Source organism: Geodermatophilus nigrescens (genome assembly GCF_900129495.1).
GTDB classification, from domain to species: Bacteria; Actinomycetota; Actinomycetes; order Mycobacteriales; family Geodermatophilaceae; genus Geodermatophilus; species Geodermatophilus nigrescens.
In genome coordinates this window covers 1078708-1097880 of record NZ_FQVX01000002.1, presented here as the reverse complement: position 1 = coordinate 1097880, position 19173 = coordinate 1078708, and the positions used below count along the sequence as shown (strand labels likewise).

The 19173-nt window shown below is 67.7% G+C and carries 8 protein-coding genes; 6 read left to right on the top strand and 2 right to left on the bottom strand.

Annotated elements, in window-relative coordinates:
• Positions 1-70: 70 nt before the first annotated feature.
• The 6 genes from drmD (at position 71) to BUE37_RS12710 (ending at position 14873) form a co-directional block, all read left to right on the top strand.
• A complete protein-coding gene (gene drmD, locus BUE37_RS12745) occupies positions 71-3271 on the top strand; it encodes a DISARM system SNF2-like helicase DrmD (protein WP_217651225.1) in 3201 nt (1066 codons plus the stop codon).
• Positions 3268-7341: an Eco57I restriction-modification methylase domain-containing protein gene (locus BUE37_RS12740; RefSeq protein ID WP_073420471.1), complete on the top strand. Its 4074-nt coding sequence runs from the start codon at positions 3268-3270 to the stop codon at positions 7339-7341. Before drmD ends, BUE37_RS12740 begins: the two co-directional genes overlap by 4 nt.
• Positions 7338-11213, top strand: a complete 3876-nt coding sequence (gene drmA, locus BUE37_RS12735; RefSeq protein ID WP_139252941.1) for a DISARM system helicase DrmA — start codon at positions 7338-7340, stop codon at positions 11211-11213. Before BUE37_RS12740 ends, drmA begins: the two co-directional genes overlap by 4 nt.
• The gene (gene drmB / locus BUE37_RS12730) at positions 11210-13132 is read left to right on the top strand and encodes a DUF1998 domain-containing protein (protein ID WP_083628599.1); all 1923 of its coding nucleotides are present in this window, start codon (positions 11210-11212) and stop codon (positions 13130-13132) included. The genes drmA and drmB overlap by 4 nt, the downstream gene beginning before the upstream one ends.
• A gap of 1 nt (position 13133) precedes the next feature.
• Positions 13134-13901, top strand: a complete 768-nt coding sequence (gene drmC, locus BUE37_RS12720; protein WP_083628598.1) for a DISARM system phospholipase D-like protein DrmC — start codon at positions 13134-13136, stop codon at positions 13899-13901.
• Between the two features lie 372 nt (positions 13902-14273).
• Positions 14274-14873: a hypothetical protein gene (locus BUE37_RS12710; RefSeq protein ID WP_073420466.1), complete on the top strand. Its 600-nt coding sequence runs from the start codon at positions 14274-14276 to the stop codon at positions 14871-14873.
• A 73-nt stretch (positions 14874-14946) separates the two neighbouring features.
• Here the strand turns inward: BUE37_RS12710 and BUE37_RS12705 are convergent, their stop codons facing one another.
• Together BUE37_RS12705 and BUE37_RS12700 are read right to left on the bottom strand one after the other, a co-directional pair.
• Positions 14947-16152: an McrC family protein gene (locus BUE37_RS12705; RefSeq protein ID WP_073420465.1), complete on the bottom strand. Its 1206-nt coding sequence runs from the start codon at positions 16150-16152 to the stop codon at positions 14947-14949.
• Complete coding sequence (locus BUE37_RS12700; protein WP_073420464.1) at positions 16149-19055, bottom strand: McrB family protein; 2907 nt, start codon at positions 19053-19055, stop codon at positions 16149-16151. Before BUE37_RS12700 ends, BUE37_RS12705 begins: the two co-directional genes overlap by 4 nt.
• Positions 19056-19173: the final 118 nt, after the last annotated feature.

Below are 19173 nucleotides of genomic sequence, written 5' to 3'. Positions count from 1 at the left end.
ACAGAAGTGCATGTTTGCAACAGGGAGTATCGGAACGGCTCGTTAGCGTCACGGGCGTGGAGATTCGCTCGTGACCTCGCTGCTGCGCCGGACGTCTGTGGCGTCCGACCTGCCTGCCGTCGGCCAGCTCGTGACCGTCCGCGGACGCAACTGGGTCGTCGTTGATGTCCAGGAGTCCCGGATCCCCCTGGACGTCACGGCAGCGAGCGTGGGGGAAGGCGCCACGTTCGTCACTCTGAGCAGCGTCGAGGACGACGGTCTGGGCGAGGAACTCCGGGTCCTGTGGGAGCTCGAGGCCGGACGCCGTGTCCTGGAGCGCGCCACCCTGCCGGACGTCTCGGAGGGCCGGTTTGACGACCCTGCCAGGCTCGGCGCCTTCCTGGACGCCCTGCGCTGGGGCGCCGTCACGAGCGCCGAGACGACGGTCCTGCAGGCACCGTTCCGTGCTGGCATCTCGGTCGAGGACTACCAGCTCGAACCGGCCATCCGTGCGCTCAGCCTGCCTCGCGTCAACCTGCTCGTCGCGGACGACGTCGGGCTGGGCAAGACGATCGAAGCTGGCCTGGTCGTTCAGGAGCTCCTGCTCCGCAGCCGTGTCCGTCGGGTCATGGTCGTCTGCCCCGCCCACCTGACCGACAAGTGGCACGACGAGATGCTGAACCGCTTCGGCCTCGACTTCGCGGTGGTCAACAGCGAGACCTTGAGCCAGGTACGCCGTGACCGCGGACTGCACGCCAACCCGTTCAAGGTCTACCCCTACACGATCGTCAGCCTGGCCTGGCTGCGTGGCCCGAAGGCCGGCCGGCTGCTGGACGAGGTCCTCACTCAGTCCGGCCTGAGCCGCACCCGCCCGCTCGACCTGCTCATCGTCGACGAGGCACACCACGTCGCGCCGCCGGGCAAGGGACAGTACGCCGTCGACAGTCAGCAAACCCGGATCGTCAAGCGGCTCGCGGACCACGCCGAACACCGGTTGTTCATGTCAGCGACGCCGCACAACGGCTACCTCGAGTCGTGGACGGCCCTCCTCGCGATGCTCGACCCGCAGCGATTCGCTCGTGGGGTGGTCCCGGACCCGGCCGCGCTCAAGCAGATCCTCATCCGACGGCTGAAGACCGAGATCACCAACGCCGACGGCACGCCGCGCTACCCCGCGCGGCAGGCGATGGACATCACCGTCACCTACCCGAAGGGCGAGCTGGAGGTCCAGGACCTGCTGGCCCGCTACACCCGCGCTCGCTCCGCAAAGGCCAAGAACAAGTCCCGCAAGGCTGGTGTCGACCTGCTGGGACTGCTGCTCAAGAAGCGCTTCTTCAGCAGTCCCGCGGCCTTCGCCAGCACGGTGCTCGCCGTCCGCGACAACAGCGTCAAGATCGACCTCGCCTGGGCGCCCGAGGGCTATGACATCGAGGTCGACGAGCGCTTCGCCCATGGACTCGACGAGGACCGGCAGCAGCTGCTGGACGCCGACTATGCCGACGACGACGCAGTCGACGAGGCCGAGCTCGTGGTCCTGACCAAGGCACAGCAGGTCGCCGGCAAGGTGGACGCCGACGAGGCCGGGCTGCTCGACGAGCTTTGCACCTGGGCGGAGCAGCACGGCCACGAGACCGACGCCAAGGCCCAGGCGCTACTCGCGTTCCTGCGCGAGACGTGCCTGGACGACTCAGGGCAGTGGAACGACGAGCGCGTCGTCGTCTTCACCGAGTACCGGGACACTCAGCGCTGGCTGTTGGAGCTGCTGGAGAAGCACGGCCTCGCTGGCCCCGGTCGCGTTGAGCTGCTCTACGGCGGGATGGACGACGACAAGCGCGCCACCGTCATGACGGCGTTCCAGCGCCCGCCAGACCTACACCCGATCCGGATCATCCTGGCCACAGACACTGCCAGCGAAGGTGTTGACCTTCAGAACCACTGCCACCGACTGGTCAACTACGACCTGCCTTTCAACCCCAACCGGTTGGAGCAGCGCGCCGGCCGGATCGACCGGTACGGGCAGATTAGGACGCCGCTCGTCTACCACTTCGCCGGGAGCGACTGGGAGACCGCCTCGAAGGAAAGCCTGCAGGGCGACCTGCAGTTCCTCACCATCATCGCCCGCAAGATTGCCGCTGCCCGTGAGGACCTCGGCAGCGTCAACCCGGTCATCAGCGACGCTGTCGAGCGGCGCATGCTGGGCCGGCCCGCACGCAACTTCGACATCGACCGGACCCTCGCCAAGGCGAAGGCCGACCCCGCTCTCAAGGTCGAGCGTCAGTTGCGCGAGGAGACGGCTCGGCTGGCGGCGACCCTCGACAACAGCCGCCGCGAGCTGCACTGCACTTCCGCGGACGTCGAGCGCGTCGTCCGCACCGGGCTCGCCCTCGGGCGCCAGCCCGACCTGACTCCCGAGGTCCGGGACGGCCACACCGTCTTCCACGTCGGCACCCTGACCGGCTCCTGGGCGCGCACCGTCGCCGACCTCGCGGACCGTGACTACGGCCAGCGGCCGCTCTCGTTCGATCCGGGCTACGCCGCCAAGCGCGACGACGTCGTCCTCGCGCACCTCAACCACCCGCTCGTCGCGATGGCCACCCGGCTTCTGCGCGCTGAGGTCTGGGGCGCCAGCCAAGACGGCGGGCAGAGCAGCCTCGCCCGTGCGGCCAGCATCCGCGTTGAGGACCCGGCGCTGAGCGAGGAGGTGCTGGCCGCGTACAGCCGCCTCGTCGTCATCGGCGCTGACGGCAAGCGCCTGCACGAGGAGCTCGTCCCGGTCGGCGGAACGCTGCGCGGCACGTCCTTCGCCCGCCTGGGCGTCACCGAACTCGCGCGGATCCTGGACGCCACCCTCGGACCCGACGCGCATCCCATCGCCGCCGGCCCCGGTGCTCGGCAGGCGCTCGTCGAGGCCTGGGACAGGGTGAGCGGCAATCTCGGCCTCGCCATCGAGGCCCGCGCCAAGGAACGCCAGGAGAGCCTCACACGAGCCCTCGGCCGGCGCCGCGACGACGAGGTCAAGCGAACCACCCAGCTGCTCGACGCCTTCGCTGAAGCCCTCAGGGGGGCCATCAACGTCGACAGCGCTCCCCAGCAGCTCTCGTTCGCCGACCTCGAGCCCGACGAGCGTCAGCAGCTCACCGCCGACCGCGCTGCGTGGCAGGAACGCCTCGACCGGCTGCCTGTGGAGCGCGCCGAGGAGCTCGCCCGTATCCGAGGCCGGTACGCGAGCGTCGAGTTCCTGACCTTCCCGGCCGCCGTTGTCCACCTCGTCCCGGCAGGACTCGACCGATGAGCAACTCCACCCACCGGACTCGTCGCGGCCGCAGGCCCAGCAGCACTGACTGGCTGCAGATCCTCGACATCGACGGTCCGTTTCTCGCCGCCCCCGTCGTCACCGACACGTGGCCCGACGGGCTGCCTGCCCTCGACCAGGCGCGCATGGACGCGCTGCGTACGAGCAACTCGCTCTACGACGCGAACCCCGGCGCCCGTGACGGGTTCATCCGCCACATCCTCGTGGACACCCTCGACTGGCGGCACAACCTGGCCTGGGGCCCGGATGCCGCCGCTTTCGCCGTTGCCGTCCCCGAGCACCAAACCAGGGTCGACATCACGTTCGCGATGCAGGCCCAGGACGACACCGGCGTCGTGACGCCGGGAGCCGCCCTGCTCCTCGGCATCGTGCTCCCGCCGAAGACCGCGACGACCGGCCGGGCCCCAGTGGGTGGCGGCACGTGGACAGCTGGCCCGGCTGACCGGCTCGCGCACGCGCTGCGCGTGCGTGGCGTGCCTCTCGGTCTCGTCACCAATGGGGACACGTGGACGCTTGTCAGCGTCTCCGACGGCGGTGCCGTCAGCACCGCCACGTGGACCCGGCATGCGTGGCTGGAGGAGCCGCAGACCCTGCGCGCCTTCGTCGCGCTGCTCACCCGAGCCCGGTTCCTCGGGGTTGCCGCGGATCAGACTCTGCCCGCCCTGCTCACGGCGAGCCTGGCTCGGCAGGAGGAGGTCACTGAGCGCCTCGCCGAGCAGTCCCAGGCTGTCGTCGAGATGCTCGTGGCCACCCTCGGCCGGCTCGACGCGACACACCTCGCCGAGCACGGCGCGCGCTTGCTGCCTGGCAACGTTGGACCCGCCGAGGTGTACCAGGCGTCAGTCACCGTCCTGATGCGCCTGGTGTTCCTCCTCTACGCCGAGGAGCGCGGCCTGCTCCCGCTCGACGACGACACCTACGCGGGCGGCTACGCCGTCACCACCCTGGCCGAGAGCCTTCGCGAGCGCGCCACCGATCACGGTGAGGATGCCCTCGAGCGCACGGCGACCGGCTGGTATCGGCTGCTGTCATTGTTTCGTGGCGTTCACCGCGGTGCCCGCCACGAGCAGCTCATCCTGCCGGCGTACGGCGGCAGCCTGTTCGACCCCGACCGGTTTCCGTGGCTGGAAGGCCGAGCCAGTGCCACGGAGCCGCTGGGCAGAAACCGCGTCCCAGCGATCGACGACCGCACCCTGCTGCGTGCCCTCGACGCACTGCAGACGCTGCAGTTTGCCAAGGAACGTCGCCGAGTCTCCTATCGCAGTCTCGACGTCGAGCAAATCGGCTACGTCTACGAGGGTCTGCTCGACCAGGACGCCCGCACCGCCGAGGACTGGGTCGTCAGCATTGCCGTCAGCGACAAGGACCTCCGTAAGAACGGCCCGGAGATATACCTGACCGACTTGGAGGTCCAGCAGGCCAAGGGCGACGATGCCCTCGCCGCCTGGCTCGTCGACCAGATCAAGAACGCGGGCGGCAACCGCAGTAAGGCGAGCATCCTGAAGGCCCTCACCTCGCCGACCGGGGACGACGCGCAGCGCTTCGCCCGGCTGGTCCGCGAGGCCTGCGGCAACGACGACACTGCCACCGCACGCGTCATGCCCTACTGTCGGCTCCTCCGGATGGACCCGCGCGATCTCCCAGTGGTCTACCCGCCGGGCAGCCTCTACCTCACCGACAGCAGCGCCCGCGCCAACACAGGCGCCATTTACACGCCGCGGTTCCTCGCCGAGCGGGTCGTCGAGACGACTCTCGAAGGCCTCGTCTACAAGCCGGGGCCGCTGGACACAGAAGACAAGAGCGCCTGGGTGCTGCGCACCCCGAAGGAGATCCTCGACCTAAGAATTTGTGACATCGCCGCTGGCAGCGGTGCGTTCCTCGTCGCCGCCACTCGCTACCTCGCCAACCGGCTCGTCGAGGCTCGTCGCCAGCACGGCTCTCAGTCCAAGGTGCCGGACGCGGACGAGCCCGCGACAGTGTCGTTCGGTGCGCGGGCGCTTGAGGAGCAGGAGCTTCTCGACGCACGTCGAGAAGTCATCGATCACTGTATCTACGGCGTCGATATCAACCCCATGGCCGTCGAGATGGCCAAGCTCAGCCTCTGGCTGGTGACGCTCGACCCTCGCCGGCCCTTCAGCTTCCTCGACGATCGACTCGCAATTGGGGACAGCCTGCTCGGTATCACTAGCCCTGACCAGCTCCGCGACCTTCACTTTGATCCTAAGAAGGGGCGCGCTCTCCACGAGAACGCCCTCGACCTCTACACGTCTAAGACCGACGAGCTTATGAAGGCCGCAAGTGAACTGCGATGGCAGATCGCGGAAATCGATCTGCATGACGCTCGAGACGCTGAGTACAAGAAGCGCCTCCTGCATCGCAGTGAACAGCTCACGAGGCGTCTGGCGCTGATAGCCGACGCGCTATCTGGCGCGGTCGTGGCCGGTGCGTCGGAAAGCGACTTTCTGAAAGTTGCGATGTTGGCAAATGATGCCAATGACGGCTCGAACTATGGTGATGAAAAGCTGCGAGAATCGGTCGTGGCCGTACTTGGCGGCACAACTGGAGCTCAGAATCGGCCAGCCCATTTCCCTCTGTTGTTCCCCGAGGTATTCACGGACGGTCGTAGCGGATTTGATGCCATCGTCGGCAATCCTCCCTTCCTTGGGAATCGGCACTGGAGGGCTGCTTTTGGCCCTGACTTTCAAGCACTTGCTGCGCGACTGCTGGCAGCGCGGTCGATTGGCAAGATTGATTTGGCTGCGCTCTTTCTGCGTCGCGCCTGCACAATCCTCGGGGAACAGGGCTCCGTTGGCCTTATTTTGACAACCTCGCTCCGCGAGCCTCAAGCCCGTCCGCATACATATGAAGCCCTCACGTCTGACGGCTTGGAGATATTTGCGGCCGAACCCGAGATTCCCTGGCCGACCTCCAGTGTTGGTATTCATGTGAGCCTTGTGTGGCTAACCCGTGCTGCAGTATTCGTTTCCCGGCGACTTGGTGGCCGTAATGTTGATAGGATCCCTGCCTCACTGTCCGAAGAGGTCGAATCGCTGACGCCAGAACCGCTCAGTTGGCTCTTCGCATTCGAAGGGTCACACAACGGCAAGGGCGAAAGCTTCTTGGTTGACGCGTCCGATTCGCAGCTTCCAGCCTTGCGTGATGAAGCCCCTGACTTATGGGTTCCATATCTCACTGCTGATGATATCGCTGGTTCGCTGGTTCTCCATCCAAGGCGCTACTGCTTTTATGCCGGGGATCAATCTCTTCACGCAGTCTGTGCGGGCCGTCCGCTAACCGAGCGATTCTTGCACGAGGTCGTTCGGCCGCAGCGATCGCCGGACGCGCTGAAGTCCTACCCCGGGCTCATTGATCGATGGTGGCAGATGGTGCGAACTCGCTACGCACTGCGGCAGCAACTCGGCGCAATCGCTCCAACCTATATCGCCATGCCAGCTGTCTCGAAATACGCGATCGCAGCACGCGTGCCGGCGACATGGCTGGCGAACAATGGCGTGAGGCTGATCGCGGATCATGGTGATTGGCTTTTCGCGTTCATGCATTCGCAGTGGTTCGAGTCCTGGGTGTGGCGTTTCTCGGGTCGGCGCGAGACGAGAATCAACCTCGCGGTCACCGGGGCTATTCACACATTGCCCAAATTGCGCTTGTCTGATGACTGGGCTGGCACCTGGCTTCAAGACTGGGAAGAGGCCGTGCGTGCGGCGGCGAGGAGTGGGAAGGGGCTCACCGACTTCTGGAACAATTTCCATTCCAACATCGATGCTCCACCGCTCAACCGCTGTCGGCGGCTTCGCGGTGTGCTTGATCGTCGTATTGCCGAGGAGAACGATTTGCCGGACCTTTCGAGCGCTTCCACTGTCATCGATGTTGGGCCGCGCTTCGGATGGGATACCGCTAGCAGGGAGGTAGCCGTTCAGCATATGTACCGGCTTCACCTCGAACAGCGAGCCTTATTAACGGAGACTCCCAGACGTCAGCGACCGACGGCGGTCGCCGGGCTCGGCCAGATGCAGTTCGGTGATGGCGCATGAGTGCGGTGCGTCAGATTGCATCTGAGGAGCAGGAGGTTGTGGCGACGTCTGCGTCGGTACGTTCGGAGATCGAGCGCTTACTCGGCAAGGACCTAGTGGGTCCGTGGGACGACGAAGCGCACGAGGTGCTGCCGCAGGGCTCGACGCCGGGGGAGCGGTACATCCTCGGGGTCCTCGCGCCGCGGGGCAGCGTCCTCGACGCCGGACTGACTGACGTCACCGCGAGCGACGACGGCACCGGAGAAGGGGCAGGGGAGGCGGCCGCCGCCGCGGCGGCCGGCTCCATGGCACCCGCGTCCCTGGGCCTGTCCTTCCGCGTCGCGAAGACCACCACGCGGCTGCCCGTCGAGGCAGCGTGGGGTCGTTATGAGCAGGAAAGGGTCGACATCGACACGCAGGACGGGCCGGAGCAGCGCCTTGCCTGGGTACGCCGCCCCGAGGCCTCGAAGACCGAGATCGACCTGACGGTGCCGGACGACACTGCTCCACTGCCGGGCGCCCCGATGGGCGTTGTGGTGCGCTGGCGTACTCGCCTCGTCGGTGAGTGCAGGTTCGTCGACGTCTCGTTGGTGAACGGGCAGCCGGAGCCGAAGGACAGGCGCGACGCCGCGAAGCTCTTCCAGGTCCGCCTGGCCGTCACTGCCCTGGACGGTCACGCGGCCGTGTTCCTGCCGCACAGCGACGACACGCACGACGTCGCCGGCGACACGAGCGACGTCGGTGCAGACGGCGAGCCGGTCACCGCGACTGACCCTGAAGTCGCGGCACTCACCATGCTGTACCGCGGCGCGCTGCAGTTCGCCGTCGGCCGCAACTGCGCCCCGGTCGTACAGCGTCGAGACGGCGAGGACCGGGCCTGGCGGCTGTCCTCGACGGCGCTCCCCACGTACGACATCCCGCAGACCGTCGCGCCGGACCCGTCCAAGCAGCCGCTCCTCGCCGGACTCCAGCTCGACATGCGCTGGCTCGGGACCGCCGACAAGGCCGAGGTGCTCCGCTCGCTCGCCCCTCTGGCGAGCGGCTACGCGACGTGGCTCGAGCAGCAGGCTGAGCGAATCGAGAAGGACCCGACGCTGGCGCGGCATCAGCAGCCGGCGAAGACGAACCTCACGGCCGCGCGGAAGATCGCGGCGCGCATGCAGGCAGGACTCGACCTCCTGGGCGAGGACTCCCCGCGGGGTGCGCAGGCATGGCAGGCGTGGCAGTTCGCCAACCTCGTCATGGCCGATCAGCGGCAGCGGACCGAGGTTGCCGCCCTCCGGACGAGCCCTGAGCAGCCGATCGGTGAGCTCCTCAAGGAGACCGACCGCCCTGAGCAGCGCTCGTGGCGGCCGTTCCAGCTGGCGTTCGTTCTGCTGAACCTGCCGTCGCTGGTCGATCCTGCCCATGTGGAGCGGAGCCTTCCTGGCGCCGATGAGGGCAACGGCTTGCTCGACCTGCTGTTCTTCCCGACCGGCGGTGGCAAGACCGAGGCCTACCTCGGTCTGACCGCCTTCACCTTCGCCATCCGGCGGCTGCAGGGAGTCGTCGGGGATGGCGCTGATGCGCGGGACGGCGGCGCCGGCGTCGCCGTTCTTATGCGCTACACGTTGCGGCTGCTGACGGCCCAGCAGTTCCAGCGCGCCGCGGCGCTCGTCTGCGCGGCGGAGAAGCGCCGTCGCGACGCCGCTGCCCGCGCCAAGACTGAGCCGGACTTCGTCAATCCCTGGGGCGACGAGCCCTTCCGGATCGGCCTCTGGGTCGGCTCCGGCGTCTCGCCGAACTGGTACGACCAGGCCAAGGAAGCCGTCGAGGCGGCCAAGGACAAGCTCGGGTCGAGCGCGCAGGGCAACCCGGTGCAGCTGGTGACCTGCCCGTGGTGCGCGCTGCCGATCTTGGCGAAGAACGCCGAGTGCGACGACGACCAGCGCCGGGTCCTGCTCTACTGCGCCGACCCGGACGGGCTGTGCGCCTTCGGCAGGAAGCAGAGCGCCCAGTACCGCGAGGGCCTGCCGGTCGTCACCGTCGACGAGGAGGTCTACCGGCTGGCGCCCACGCTGGTCATCGGCACGGTCGACAAGTTCGCCCAGCTCCCCCTCAACGGGCAGACCGCCCTGCTGTTCGGTCGGGTCCGTAGCCGCTGTGAACGGCACGGATACCGGCACCCGGACATGGCCGACAAGGTGGGCTGCAAGAGCGTTCACCCGGCCAAGAAGGAGTGGCCGACCGCGCATCCCCGGGAGTGCACGGCGCTTCGGCCGCCGGACCTCATCATCCAGGACGAGCTGCACCTGATCTCCGGTGCGCTGGGGACGATGGTGGGGCTGTACGAGACCGTCGTCGACGAGCTTGCTACCTGGACCGTCAACGGCGTCCGGACCCGCCCCAAGGTCGTGGCCTCGACCGCAACGGTGCGTCGCGCGGACAGCCAGGTACACGCTCTTTTTGCCCGCGACACCGCGGTGTTCCCGCCGCCGCTGTTCGACGCCGGGGACACATTCTTCTCTGAGCAGATCCCGGTCAGTGACGAGCGGCCCGGCCGGCGGTACGTCGGTGTGTGCGCGCACGGGGTGCGGGTCAAGCAGGTCCAGATCCGGGTCGCTCAGATCCTGCTGGGGGCTGCGCAGACCGAGTTCGACAAGCACGACGGGAACGGCAAGAACCCGGCCGATCCGTACATGACCCTCGTCGACTACTTCAGCAGCACGGTGGAGCTCGCCGGGATGCGCCGGATGGTCGAGGACGACATCACGCGCCGTGTCCGGCGATTGAGCCGCCGGGGGCTGTCCAACCGCTCGACCCCGCTGGTCCTCACCGAGCTGACCAGCCGGATCAACTCCGCGGACATCGCCTTGGCGTTGTCGTCCGCGGCCAACGAGTTCGTCACCGCTCTCGACAGCACCGCTGCTCACCAGAACGTCGTGGCGCTGGCCAAGGCCCGCAGGGAGGCGACCGGGAAGGCCAAGAAGGCCGCGGAGGAGGCCTACGCCGCCGCCGTCGGTGCCCGGGCGTTCTCGGAGCGGCCGATCGACGTGCTGCTCGCGACCAGCATGCTCCAGGTCGGTGTGGACGTCGCCCGGCTCGGCCTGATGGTCGTCACCGGGCAGCCGAAGAACAGCGCCGAGTACATCCAGGCCTCGTCCCGCGTCGGCCGAGACCCCAAGCGGCCGGGGCTGGTGACGGTTATTTACAACTGGGCCCGGCCACGGGATCTGGCGCACTTCGAGACGTTCGCGCACTTCCACGAGACCGCGTACGCGAAGGTCGAGGCGCTGTCGGTGACCCCCTTCGCCGACCGGGCGCTCGACCGGGGTCTGGCGGCCGTCCTCGTCGCGCTGGTCCGTCACCTGCGTCCCGAGTTCGAGTCCGAGGGCGGAGCGCACAAGGTGCCCGATCACCGGACCGCGGCAGACGTCGCCCACGCCGTCGAGGTGGTGGCGCGCCGCGCCGAGTACGTCACCGGTGACCCGGCGGTCGGCGTCCGTGTGCGCCGGCAGGCGAACACGCTGCTCGACGAGTGGGTGTACCGCCGCAAGACGCTGGAGGCGGGTGGCCTGACATACCGCAAGCAGGGCGACACCCAGCACCCGCTGCTGGTGTCCAGCCCGACGAGGTGGGACGAGTTCAGCGTCGGTTGGTCACTGCGCGAGGTGGAGCCGGAGATCAACCTCATCGTCGACGTCCCGGCACCGGAGATCGCCGGCAGCCCCGGTTGGTCGTACGGCCCACCGCAGGACAAGGCCGAGAAGCCCGCCACCGATGAGCCAAGGGACGACGATGAGGACGAGGACGACGACGTGCTGCTGAGTGCCAAGGGTGGGCTCGACGAGGTGGGGCAGGTGGCCGCTCGGCCCCTCGTCGCCGCTGCTCCTGTCGGGGAGCCGGCTCTGTGAGCACCGACGACAAGCAGATGATCCGGGTCGGCACCGAGCGACCCAACGCCCTCCTGTTCACCGGTGGCGTCGGGGCGCTCGTCGACCTGCCCAACATGAGCGTGATCGTCCGCGGGCTCGACTACTGGGACCACAACAAGAGCCAGCTCACCGACCTGACCGAGCCGCGGTTGCTCCGGAACGTGCGAGCGGTCCTCGGGCGGCAGGTCGAGGCATTGAAGCCGGCGCCGTTCCTCGAGCGGAAACCGGGGGAGAAGCCCACCGGTGACCACGCGCGCGTCGGTGTGCCTGTCACCCCCTTCCCGCGGTGGATGCGCTGCAGCCGGTGCAGCCTGCTGCACCCGCTGGCCGGCGACGGCAGCAGCGGCGCATTCCTCTATCGCAACAACAACCCGTACAAGCCGGACGAGGCGCGGTTTGTCCACGAAAACTGCCCGCAGGCCAGGCAGTCGAAGGTCAAGCCCAGCGCGATCCCGGCTCGCTTCGTGCTCGCGTGCAAGGACGGCCACCTCGACGAGTTCCCCTACAACGAGTACGTCCACCGCGGTAAGGACTGCAGCAAGGGCGTCGACGGCAAACTCGAGTTCCACGACCCCGGCCTCAACGCCGGCTCGGCGATCAGCATCTACTGCTCCTGCGGCGCCAAGCGCACCATGCGCGACGCCCTCAAGCACCACTCTGAGTGGTGGAACGAGGTCCTGCCGCTGTGCCGTGGCCGGCACCCACACCTCGGCAAATTCGCGGATGAGGGCTGCGGCAAGACGGTCCGGGCCATGGTGCTGGGTGCCAGCAACCAGTGGTTCAGCGTGCTGGCCCGTGCGCTCTACATCCCGGATCAGGGCAACGTCCTGAGCGAGCTCGTGACCAAGCACTGGCCGAAGCTCGCGGGCGTCGCCGACCGTGCTGAGCTCGGCTCCGCGGTCAAGTACGCGGACGACCTGAGGCCGTTCAGGGACCTGGACCTGGACGACGTGTGGAGCGAGATCGCCAAGCGTCAGGACGACGTCCCCGCGGAGCCCGAGGACCTCACCGCCCGCGAGTACCACGCCCTCGTCGACCCGGGCAGTGCCAAGAAGGGCGACGCCGACTACGAGGCCCGGATCGTCGGTCACGTTCCCCCAGGCTGGGAGGCGCTGCTGACTCGCGTCGTCGCGGTGACGCGGCTACGGGAGACGAAGGCGCTGCTCGGTTTCACCCGCATCGACGCCCCCGAGTACGGGGAGGTCGACGGCGACAACGTCAAGCGCGCCCCCATGACGCGCAGTGGCAAGCCGACCTGGGTCCCCGCGGCCGTCACCCGCGGCGAAGGGATCTTCCTGCAGCTCGACACGGGCACGCTGCAGGCATGGGAGGCCGTCGCTGAGGCGAGCCAGCACATGGCCAACCTCCGCAGGGCGCACCGCCAGTGGCGCGTCAACCGCGCTCTGGACGGTCCGCACGACGACTACTGGCCCGGCGACCGGTACCTGCTTCTGCACACCCTCAGCCACCTGCTCATCCGCGAGATCGCCCTGGAGTGCGGCTACAGCAGCGCCAGCATCACCGAGCGCATCTACGGCACGACGCGTGAGGGGCGCGACGAGGCGGGGATCCTGCTGTACACGGCCGCCAGCGACAGCGAGGGAACGCTCGGTGGTCTGGTGCGTCTCGCCCAGCCGGCCGAGCTCGGCCGGCTGTTGCGCGCCGCCTTCAGCAATGCTCGGCGTTGCTCCAGCGACCCACTCTGCGGCGACTACCGCCCCAGCGAGACCGAGGACTCCCTGCACGGCGCGGCCTGCCACGCCTGCACCTTCGCCTCCGAGACGAGCTGCCAGCGAGGCAACCGCTTCCTGGACCGCCGGCTGATCGTCCCCCTGGATCCCGAGGAGCCGAAGCTCGACCTGCTGACGCACCTCGGCGGCCTGCCGGCCTCGGTCTGACATGTCACTCGGATTGGCACTCATTCGGGCATGTGCTGAGCTCGGCCGGGAGCTCGCCCCGGCACATGCCCGCGCCGTCGCAGATGCGCTCTCCGAGCACGACAGCCCAGCGGGCGCCGAGGTCGTGCTGGCCGTCGTTAAGACCCCGCATGCCCTCGCGGTAGTCAAGCGGCTGCTTGCCGTGTGGGTGCAGAACCCGCATGTCCCCGGTTCCGAGCTTGGTGCGGTGCTCGCGGGCGCGGCCTACGCACACGACCTAGCGCGTCGCGAGCAAGGCATGGAGCTGGTGCTCAGCGGCCCGGGCAGCGCACACGTTCACGCCCGGCGTACCGACCAGGTGCTCATCGACCTCATCAACGGTACCCAGCGCTCCCTCGTGCTCGTGACCTACTCACTGTCGATGTACGCCGAGCTAAAGGCAGCCTTGCAAGCGGCGCTTGCGCGCGGTGTGGACGTCACGGTGCTCGCCGAGGATCCCCGCGACGGTTCCCCTCACTTCAAGCAGGACCCAGCCGTTGCCCTTGCCGGCCTCCTCGTTCGACGTCTTCGGTGGCCGAAAAGCCAGCGCCCTGCTGGCTGGACCTCATTGCACGCGAAAATCGCGATCGCAGACGAAGAGACCGTGCTCATCACGAGTGCAAACCTCAGTGAGAAGGCGGCCGGTGACAACCTCGAGGCGGGACTGTTGATCCGAGATAGCGACTATGCCGTCCGTCTGGGCAAGCACCTCGAAAGTCTGCTTATCGGTGGAGTGCTCATCCGCGAGTGACCGCCAGAATGAGCGACACATGAGCAGCTCCGCGCATCAGTCGAACGGGAGGAATAATTGGCAATTATCAGGTCCATGGACTGGGTCAACGAAGGTGGGCGGGTGCACCCCACCGAGGTTGACTGTGAAGTGCGGGCGATCAGGGAGGAGGGCGCTACCTATCTGCAGGTCAGCACCTTTGGGTCTGACTATCGGCAACGAGAAAAGAAGGTGAGCCAGACACTGCAGTTCGACCGAAGCGCTGCCCTTCGACTTGCTGCGTACATCAGGCAGACCTTCGGTGAAGGTGATTAGTGAAGTCGTTCACTAGCGCGACAACTAACTCGTCCAGCAGTCTTACGTACTGTTCATATCGCGATATGGGGCGTTGACGTGGGCTGGTTTGACGATGTTCCGGCCGTCATCAAAGTTGGGCGTGAGCGCTTCGCAGAGCAGGCGCTCGAGACCTGGGAGTTGGCGCTTGACTTGCGCCCCGACGAGCCGTATGGCGAGCGGCCTGAAACCGACTGGGCGGCCGCGGGCCTCCTGATCCTGGCACAGCTCCAACTTGACCAGACAGCGTCAATTCTGCAGTCTGAGTTCGACATCGACGCTCGCCTGTTCTCAGGCCGCGAGATTAGCCGGCGTCTGCGTGCCGAGATCTTGCCCGTCAGAGGCGGAGGTCAGGCAATTAGGAACTTCTCGCGTGAAATTGATGTCGTAGGCGAAGGGGTTGACCTCTGGCGTGCGCTGCGCGAGGCGCCAAAGTTCCGCGTCACTCACGGCTTCGAGTACGACGGGAGCATCACGATCTCGTTCGGACCTGAACTGCCGGAACTTGCTGCTCTCGGGATCCGCGCTAGCGATGGGATGGAGTTGAATGCCAGCCCAGGTCAGGTCTTCGCGGCAGCCACCGAATGTACCAATTCTGCCGCGGAGTTGGCCGTGCGCCTCAGGATCTGGACAAGTGAGGGCTACGTTCCCGAGCCCTAAGAGGCGGAGTTGCAGGCGTCGAAAGGTCGGCTCCAGTGAACTGGGTACCTGTAACGGGCAGAGCTCAGGTGCATCATCGGGGCGTGGGCACGGTTGCGTGACCGCTGATCCAGCGGGCTAGGCGATCGATCGCCTGGTCGAGCTCCTCCGGGCGTCCGCCAATGTCTAGGCGGTAGGTGTGCAAGCGGGGGCCGGAATGCCTCACCGTCACTGCAGAGGCAGGAGGTTCGTTGTCGGACTGCGCGTAGATCAGGACACCCTGGGCCAGACCGAGCGTCTGGCAGTACGCGAGCAGCTGGTAGTAGTCGCTGCTTCGAGCCACGCCCAACGGCGCGACCTTGTATTTCACGTCGCCCACGAAGACCGGTGTCCGACCGTTGGAGAAGACGAGGTCCGGTCGAATGGGCACCTGCCGGCCTTCGCCAAGCCAGGTCCCGACCTGCGCCGCGACGTCCAGCCGTCCCCGCAGCGCACGGGCGAGCCGTCGGGTGACGAAATCTTCGTAGACGCGCGGCATGTCGAGCAGGAATGAGCTCACGGCGGTGGAACCGAGCGTGTCACGCAGCGAGAGGTTCTCGGCTATGAGCCGGGCCAGCCGTAGCGGACCGCGGTAGTGCTCGGTGAGCCGAGTCAGCGTGATTCGATCGAAGTCCGCCGGGAGTGGCCTGGCAGGGGCAACCTCTTCGAACCGACTGCGCAGTGAGCGCAGCATCCTCCGCACGCGCGGAGGAATGTCAGCCACCCCGAGGAGCCGCTCGACCATGCCCAGCAGGAGCTGGTTTTCCGGCACGTCGGTGGTGAACTCGTCGAACCGGCACGCCAGCGGGCTTGGGGTGGTGGCCCGGCGCATCTGCGCCGTGAAGTCGATACGCCCACGCGGAGCGACCAGCACGTCCTCGTGCTCGCGGTACCGCCGCACCAGGCCGCGGCTGATTGCCCGGAGTGTCGACCGGGTGAAGAACTCGGCGAATACCGGAAGCAGCTCGGGGGCGGTCGCCAGGCCGACGTCCTGGGACAGCAGCGCATCGGTGGGTAGGCCGTCGTCCAGCAGAGCGAGCACGTTTGCGATGCCCACCTTCGGGCGGATGAGCACGTGCAATCCGGGGACGGCGAGGGTGCCGACCTGTGACGAGGCGGTCAGTCGCCACCTTCCGGCTGTGGACGTCGGAGCGACGGCGACCGCGCGAGAGCTTGTCGTGAGTAGATGCCTGACCGTCTCCTGGGTCAGCGGCAGTTCGCGGGACTCGTACTCGGCGAGCTCCAGGACCGGCGCGGTCACCGGCCGGGCTCGGTGCCGCCGGTCGACGCGGCGTCGTCATCCTCGGACGCAGCGGCGGCCGCGGCGAGAGGGGAGGTCCAGTCAGGCGGGGCCGCTCCGCCAGCGGCGACGGAGCTGGCCACGGCTCGCTCAAATCCGAAGCGCAGCAGCTCGTCGTTGCGGCCCCACAGCTGGTCCTCGATGAAGGGCTGGACGCTGTACTGCCAGGAGCGCTTCACGCGCTTGCTCGACAGCTCCGGGTCGAAGAAGTGGCTCGGGCCGATCTGCAGGTGCGGACCCCCGAGCAGGTCGACCAGCTGCGCGTTCACGTGGTCGACCAGGTCAGCCACCCAGACCGCCTCGGGCCGACGCTGCTCCAACCACGAGCGGAGGACGCCGTCGTGCGGCGGCTCGCTCGGGAAGAAGGGCACGAACTGGAATCGTCGTCGTAGCGCTGCGTCGATCAGCGCGATCGACCTGTCGGCGGTGTTCATCGTGCCGATCACCAAGAGGTTGGCTGGCAACTCGAACGGCTCTTCGGGCCGGTAGAGGGTGAAGGCCTGCTGCTCGCGGTACTCGAGCAGGAACAGCAGCTCACCCAGCACCTTGGGCAGGTTGGCGCGGTTGATCTCGTCGATCACCAGCACGTGCTGCAAGTGCGGAGACTGCGCGGCTTGCTCGGCGAGCCGGGCTAGCGGCCCCGGCACGAGCCGGTAGACAAGCTGACCCTCCGGCGAAACCTCCGGCCGGTAGCCCTCGAAGAAGTCCTCGTAGGACGTGCTCGGATGGAACTGGACGAGGCGCACTCGCGAGAGATCCCCCGCCACGAGCGCGGCGAGTTTGCGCGCCACATAGGTCTTTCCGGTTCCGGGCGGGCCGAAGAAGACCAGCTGTCGCTTCTCCAGCAGCATCTCGCGGACCTCGGTGAGGTAGTCCGTGGGCAGGTGTAGCTCCTCGGCAAGCGCCGCGATCGAGTCGCCGTCGTCGACCTGCTCCGCGGCCCCCTCGGGTCGGGTGCGCAGCCAGTAGAGGAACTGCCCCTGGGCCCAGGTGTCGCCGGGGAAGTGCGGCTCCAGGAGCTCTCGCAACCGGTCGTTGGCCTGCACGTGCTGCGCACCGCGCGACAGGGTGGTTGATGGCGGCGCGAGCCCGACCAGGCGCATCAGCCTGGCCTTGCCCATCTCACCCTTGAGCGGGAACGCCGGCACCACCCGCTGGGGATGGGCCACCGCCAGCAACTTCAGCAGGACCGACTCGCCCAGCCCCGGGAACCGGCTGGCGTCGGCGAAGGTCCGGTCCAGCCGATCTTCCAACGCCTCGGGTCCCCACAGCAGGTCCCTGATTAAGGCGAAGAACTCCTCCAGTCCGGCCGCGTCCAGGCCGTTGAGCGTGGTGTTGAGCCGCGACTGCGGTCCAGGAGCCCCGTAGGAGCCGGAGTTCACGATCTGCCGGATGACGGAGAGGTCGGCGACGTCGAGCTCTTCATCGGTGAGCTGGGCTGCCCACTCCAACTGCTTGATACGGGCCTGCTCGTCCTTGGCGGTCGGGTATCCCCGGGTGGAGCGGAACTCCGCGACCAGGGAGCCGAGTTCGTCCTCCGGAATCGGCCCTTCGAGGGCGGCAACCCCCGTGTCGTCGTCGGCCACCGTGGTGAGCAAGGCGGCAAAGTTGTTCAGCAGTGATGCGACATCAGATGCCACCTGGACTACCAGCTGGCAGAAAGCTGTTGGGTCCGCCGCTACGTCGTCCGGTACGTCGCGGCCGACCAGGAACTCGCCGCCCGCGAAGGACCGGCCCGTTGGGATGATGCGGCCGGGGTCGTCGTCGAACGGGAGGAGCTGGAAGAACTCGTAGCCGAGCGGCAGTTTCTTCTCGGCGAGCCGACCGGTCTCCTCGAACCAGCCCTGCCGCCCGTGCCCTGGGCTGACCGCGATCCAGAGCCCCTGGTCGGTGGCGTGGAGCCGTAGTGATGCGGGGCTGGAGGTGACCCGCCACGAGGCCCACGCCCACCATCGGTAGAGGTGGGTCTTGGTGTCGACGGGGTTGGCGGCGGCCGAGACGTCGTGCTTCAGTGCCGCGGCGACCTCAGCGCTCAGGCCCGTCACCGCGTGCCAGAGCTCATAGGCCATCGCCGTGGCGTTGAGCCGGCTGGCCTCGCGCACCGCCGGGTCGCGGTAGTGGCCGTCGGTGCCGACGAGCTGGCTCAGGGCCCGACCGCGCCGGCAGCGCTCGGTCAGGTGCGGGCTGATACCGACGAAGCGGTGCTTCTCGAACCAGAAAAACGCATGTCCCAGCTCCTGCGGGTTGCCCAGCTGGCGGACCAGCTCCGCGAAATCCAGGTAGTCACGGGTCGGGTCATCGCTCTTGCTTAGCCAGCCGAGATACCTCAAGGAAGTGAGCGCGCTGGTCCAGGCGACTGGCCATCGGTCCGGGTCCTGCAGGGCCCAGACGTACGAGAGCAAGAAGGGCGCGCGCGCCGGCGCAGGATGGCCGCCCTGCCGCACCTTCTCGATGAAGGTGAGCAGCCGGGTGAACTTCTCCACGGCGCCTGCGTCGTCCTCGGGAGCTTTGAGGACGTCGGCGAGCAACTCGGCGCTCTCACCCGGGGCGCCGGCGCTCACCAACTGCTTGAGGAACATCTGACCGTTCGGGCCGACGAACGAAGCGCCGGGCCGACGACACCACTGCTCCATGGCGCTCGCGAAGGTGGCGGCATCGCCGGTCGACCAGAACGCGTGCAGCAGCTGGAGTGCCTCGGTTCTCCGCTCCACCCGCTCGCTCTCGACGTGCGCGATCTCGGCCGTGCGCTCGGCGTCCTTGGCCTGGGCGGCGAGGATCTGTGCGACCTTGACGCGCCGGGCCTCCAGCTCGAACTCCGCCTGCGTGTCGAGAACCGTCGAAGCGGACGGGGTCGTTTCGCTCACCCGGGCGACCCTAGATGCGAGCCGGGAGGTTCACGGTGCAGACCCGTGGACGTGTCTCGGGCACTCCGGACGCTGTCCGGAGTCGGTGCACGATCTTCGCCGCGATGCGCCCGTGCGG